The organism is Streptomyces sp. (assembly GCF_036566765.1).
Lineage (GTDB): Bacteria > Actinomycetota > Actinomycetes > Streptomycetales > Streptomycetaceae > Streptomyces.
The window spans coordinates 1-4,565 of sequence record NZ_DATCVQ010000769.1; the positions used below are offsets into that span (position 1 = coordinate 1).

At 68.3% G+C, this 4,565-nt stretch carries 5 protein-coding genes; 2 read left to right on the forward strand and 3 right to left on the reverse strand.

Annotated features, from left to right (window positions below; genetic code table 11):
- Positions 1 to 15 precede the first annotated feature (15 nt).
- Entirely contained in the window at positions 16 to 1,023 is a 1,008-nt protein-coding gene (locus VIU94_RS44545) for an ArsR/SmtB family transcription factor (protein ID WP_331921447.1), read from the reverse strand.
- A 56-nt stretch (positions 1,024 to 1,079) separates the two neighbouring features.
- Between VIU94_RS44545 and fabG the strand changes: the two genes are divergently transcribed.
- The gene (gene fabG / locus VIU94_RS44550) at positions 1,080 to 1,847 is read left to right on the forward strand and encodes a 3-oxoacyl-ACP reductase FabG (protein ID WP_331921441.1); all 768 of its coding nucleotides are present in this window, start codon (positions 1,080 to 1,082) and stop codon (positions 1,845 to 1,847) included.
- A gap of 3 nt (positions 1,848 to 1,850) precedes the next feature.
- The gene (locus VIU94_RS44555) at positions 1,851 to 3,191 is read left to right on the forward strand and encodes an MFS transporter (RefSeq protein ID WP_331921443.1); all 1,341 of its coding nucleotides are present in this window, start codon (positions 1,851 to 1,853) and stop codon (positions 3,189 to 3,191) included.
- Here VIU94_RS44555 and VIU94_RS44870 read toward each other — a convergent pair.
- Together VIU94_RS44870 and VIU94_RS44560 are read right to left on the reverse strand one after the other, a co-directional pair.
- A complete protein-coding gene (locus tag VIU94_RS44870; protein WP_414721119.1) occupies positions 3,109 to 3,360 on the reverse strand; it encodes a Tn3 family transposase in 252 nt (83 codons plus the stop codon). The two genes, VIU94_RS44555 and VIU94_RS44870, sit on opposite strands and share 83 nt — an antisense overlap.
- Positions 3,302 to 4,159, reverse strand: coding sequence for a Tn3 family transposase (locus VIU94_RS44560; RefSeq protein ID WP_331921445.1), 858 nt, complete (start codon positions 4,157 to 4,159; stop codon positions 3,302 to 3,304). Before VIU94_RS44560 ends, VIU94_RS44870 begins: the two co-directional genes overlap by 59 nt.
- Positions 4,160 to 4,565: the final 406 nt, after the last annotated feature.

The window sequence follows — 4,565 nt, forward strand, 5'->3', positions numbered from 1 at the left end:
GCGGAGTGCTGAACCTCAGCTGTCGTGAGTTCGTGGTCTGGTTGCGGTGGTCGTGAGTCCGTCGCCGAGTGCGCTTCTCCGGTACAGAACATGCCGTCCGTCACGTGTCCGGGTGACCAGTCCTGTGGAGTGCAGGACACGCAGGTGTTGGGAGACAGCGCTTGGGGTGACCCTGAGACGGCGGGCGAGCTCTACGGTGGGCAGTGGCTCTTCCAGGAGGCTGAGCAGTCTCGCTCGGGATGAACCGAGCAGAGACACCAGGGCGGTTGTGTCGACGGTCGGCATCTCCGAGCCCCACAGCGTGGCTACTCCCCGGCTGGGATAGACGAGGCTCGGCGGCTCGTCCGGGCTCACGGGAGGCGCGGGCTTGTGTGCGAACACGGACGGCAGGAGCAGTAGCCCCCGGCCAGATGCCGCAACCCGGTGCCTGCTGATCATCTTGTGGATGTACAGCTCTCCGCCTTGCCAGCGCAGGTTCGGGTGCATGTCGGCGAACAGCAGTCGGGCGCCCCCCAGGGCGAGCTGGCGGGCGCGGTAGGTCATGTCGGCTTCCAGCACCAGCCGCATCTGCGGCCACACCGGCTCGATGGCCACCTCCCAGTACTGCCGCAGGAGATGGCAGATGGCGTCGCGGAGCCTGGCGACAGGTGCGTCTTCGGCGGCGGTGGCGTCGCGGAGCGCTTCGGGAACAGGGTCGGGTGCGTGCGCGAGCAGCAGGTCGTGGCGGACCCGAGCGCAGGACGCCTGGCGGACGACGGAGAGCTCTTCTTCGAAGGCCGGCGCGAAGCTCGCGGGATTCGGGGTCAGGAAGTCGGGGAGGGTACGCCTCTGCGCGACCAGGGACATCAGTAGGCCGGTGTCGAGCGTGCCGAGTGTGCCGAGTACGGACCTGCGCCAGGGCAGATGCAGCGCGGACAGGCCCGGATCCTGCAGCACCCGCAGGCTGAACAGGGTTTCGTGCAGGGGTGAGAGGGCGAAGCGGGTGTCCGCGAGGTCCTCGACGCCGAGAGCAAAGCTGATCATTAAGCCATACGCTACATCGATTGGCGGCGCAACGTCGATGCCGTGGACTTCCTCCCATGACACCCACAACTCATGTGCGGCGGACGGCGGTTGTCACCGGTGCTGCCCGCGGTATTGGCGCCGCTGTTGCCAGGCGTCTGGCGGGCGACGGCTTGGCGGTCGGCGTGATCGATCTGGACGGGGCGGACTGCGCCGATACCGTGGAGGCCATCACAAGTGTCGGCGGCGCAGCGCTGGCCGTCGCCGCTGATGTCGCCGACGAGGCCGCGGTCACTGCGGCCATCGCCCGGATCGCCGCCGCGTTCGGACCGCCAACGGTGCTGGTCAACAACGCCGGCATCGGACCCCGTGCCGACCTTGTGGACATGACGACGCAGCAGTGGGACACGGTCTTGGGGATCAACCTCAGCGGCCCGTTCTTCGTCACCCGGGCCGTCTGCCCGCATATGGTGGCGGCCCGTTGGGGACGCATCGTCAACATGTCGAGCATCTCCGCGGTTGGTGATGCCGACCGTGTGGACTACGCCAGCGCGAAGGCGGGTTTGATCGGATTCACCAAATCCCTCGCTCTCCAGCTCGGCCCGCATGGCGTGACCGCGAACGCCATCGCGCCGGGATTCGTCGTGAGCGACATGACCAGGGCCTCGGCCCGGCGGCTCGGCCTGAGCTTCGAGGAGTTCCGGCACGGGGCGGAGCAGTCCATCCCGGTCGGCCGGGTGGGTCTGCCTGACGACATCGCACATACCGCCTCCTTCCTCGTAAGTCCCGGGGCGGGGTTCGTCTCCGGCCAGGTCATCTACGTCGCCGGCGGGCCGGTGGACTGAAGAATGAGCCGCCGGAAGATCCTGATCCTGGCTGTCACGTGCGCCGTGGCAGTGGGCAACATCTACTTTCCGCAGGCCATCGGTCCGCTGGTCGCCGCCGGGCTGCATGTGTCGCCCGATTCGGCCGCTGCGGTGGTGACTGCCACACAGATTGGCTACACGGCCGGGATGGTCTTGCTGGTGCCGCTTGGCGACCGGCTCCCGCACCGCTCGTTCCTCGTCGTCCTCTTCGCCCTGACCGGTCTGGCACTGCTCGCAGCAGGTTGCGCACCGGCTCTGCCGGCCCTCATTGCCGCCAGCACGCTTGTCGGCCTGACCACCGTGGGCGCGCAGATCGTCGGCCCCCTGGCGGCTGGTCTCGTGGCCGCCGACCGCCAGGGAGCGGTGATTGGCATCCTGCTGAGCGGATCGACCGGCGGCATGCTGCTGGCCCGGACCTTCAGCGGCACGCTCGGTGAGTGGCTGGGCTGGCGGGCCCCCTACCTGGTCGCCGCGGTCCTGGCTCTGCTTCTCGCCACCGTCTTGGTGTTCGCGGTGCCGACCACAACCCCGTCCTCCCGCCAGCCGTACACAGCGCTCCTGGCCGAGCCGCTGCGCCTGCTGCGCACCGAGCCAGACCTGCGCCGCTCGTGCTTCTACCAGGCAACCGTCTTCGCCGGGTTCTCTGCGGTCTGGACCTGCCTGGCGCTCCTGCTCGCCGGACCGGCCTACGGGCTGGGTGCCCAGGCGGTAGGAATGATCGCCCTGGTCGGCGCGGCGACCATGGTCTGCACCCCGCTCGCCGGCCGTCTGGTGGATCGCTACGGCCCCGATCCAGTGAACCTGGCCTGCATGCTTGGTGTCCTCGTTTCGGCCGCGATCCTCACCATTGGCGCCCGGGGCGGCGCGCTGGGGCTGGCCGCCCTGACACTCGGCACGCTGCTCCTCGACGCCGCGATGCAGTCCGGCATGGTCGCCAATCAAGTCCGCGTCTACGCCCTGCGCGTCAACGCCGGCAGCAGGCTCAACACCGCCTACATGACCTGCGCCTACCTGGGCGGCAGCGCAGGTTCCTGGCTCGGGGTACGCGTCTGGAGCCAGGCTGGCTGGTGGGGCGTGTGCGTGCTCGTCGCGCTGCTTGCCGCACTCGCCCTGGCCCGCCACCTACTGGCGCTGTACAAGTTCGAGGAAAGCCCGGCCAGGACCCGTGTAGCGAATGCGGATGACCACGGCCACCACCCTGACACTCGTGGAAGTGATCAGGCCTCGTACGGCACCTCCGTTACTCGGCCTCGCCGTCGTCTGACTCGTCGTGGGCGTGGGGGTCACGCAACGGGCGCAGGCCAGGCACCGCGGGCCGGGTGAAGGCATAGCGGCCGAGGAAGTTTATGTGGTCGTACTGAAGCGGAGAGAGGCGGGCAAGCAGCTCGTCGGTGACAGGGAAGCCGTCAGCGGCGAACTGCTTGACGGCGGCGTCAATTGCAGAGGCTGTTGAACAGCACGACCGCGTACAGCGCCAGGCCCAGGGCGCCAAGCTGGTCCTCCATGCCCTCGCGGTAGTGCTGACGCAGCTCGCCGCGCTGCCCGAAGAAGATCTTCCGAGCGAGGCGGTGGCGGGCCTCAGTAACGTTGAGCTGGGCACCGATCATCCGCCGGTACCCCTCATCGGAGACGAACTGGAGCAGGTGCAGGGTCTTGAAGATCCGCCCATAGTGCGCGAACGCGTCGCCCAGCCCGGTCGGCTTGCCGTCCCGGGAGAGCATGCGGATCAGGTCGTGGCCACGGACCTCGCCCAGGGGCAGGGAACCTGCCACACCGAGCATGTCGCCCCAGTGGGCACGTATCCGGTCCAGGCGGATCGTGTGGTTCGAGACCGGCTGGAGCGGCCCGTAGTCCGCTGCGGCATTCGTCCGCCACAGCCGTGCATCGGAGATGTCGGCGATCCTCGGCGAGAACTGGTAGCCACAGATCGCGAACAGGCCGAAGACGATGTCGGAGTACGACGCGGTGTCCATGATGACGGTCTCCGGCTTCGGCCCGCCGTCCCGGGCGTGGATGGCGTCCAGGATGAACAACGAGTCGCGCAGCGTGCCCGGCACGACCACCCCGCCCAGCCCCATCACCTGGTCGTTGACAACGTTCAGCGAGGTGGCGCCCTTGTGGCGCAGGCCGAAGTACCGGGGGTTCGAGCCCGCGTACAGGGTCTGCACGGGCACGGTGAAGCGGATCCCGTCCGCGGAGGCGACCAAGCCGCCGCCACAGGCCCGTACGACGTCGATCTTCGCTTGGGCCTCGATGAACAGGCCGCTCGCCGCCGAGATGTTCTCGGCCACGCAGCGCCGGCCCCGGCGCCGGGGACCACGTCGGCTATGACCCGGACGGTTTTCTCAAACGCCCGCCGTATGACACCGAAACGCAGAAGGATCTGGAGCTGGCCCGGGGGCGGGTCAATCTCAATCTGTACACCCGCTTCGGCAAGAGCACCGGACCCACCGCCAAGGAGTGCGCGGCGGCGGCCTCCAACACGGCCGGAGCGCTGCCCGAGGTCCTGGACAGCAAGGATTTGAATGGCAGTACCGGCCGGATCGCGGAAGGCGACCTGCTGTGCACGCTCACCAGTGAGGGCAATCTCGCGATGCTCAAGATTACTCGCGTGGTCCCGAACCAGCTCTGTGCCAGCTACGACGCGGGGGCGGATCCGACGCCCGACTACCAGACTGAGGCCACTCTGTTCGTGCC

Bases quoted from the DNA above. Each gene is read 5' to 3' on its own strand.
- VIU94_RS44555 (WP_331921443.1), top strand. From the start codon at position 1,851: ATGAGCCGCCGGAAGATCCTGATCCTGGCTGTCACGTGCGCCGTGGCA.
- VIU94_RS44545 (WP_331921447.1), bottom strand. From the start codon at position 1,023: ATGATCAGCTTTGCTCTCGGCGTCGAGGACCTCGCGGACACCCGCTTC.
- fabG (WP_331921441.1), top strand. From the start codon at position 1,080: ATGACACCCACAACTCATGTGCGGCGGACGGCGGTTGTCACCGGTGCT.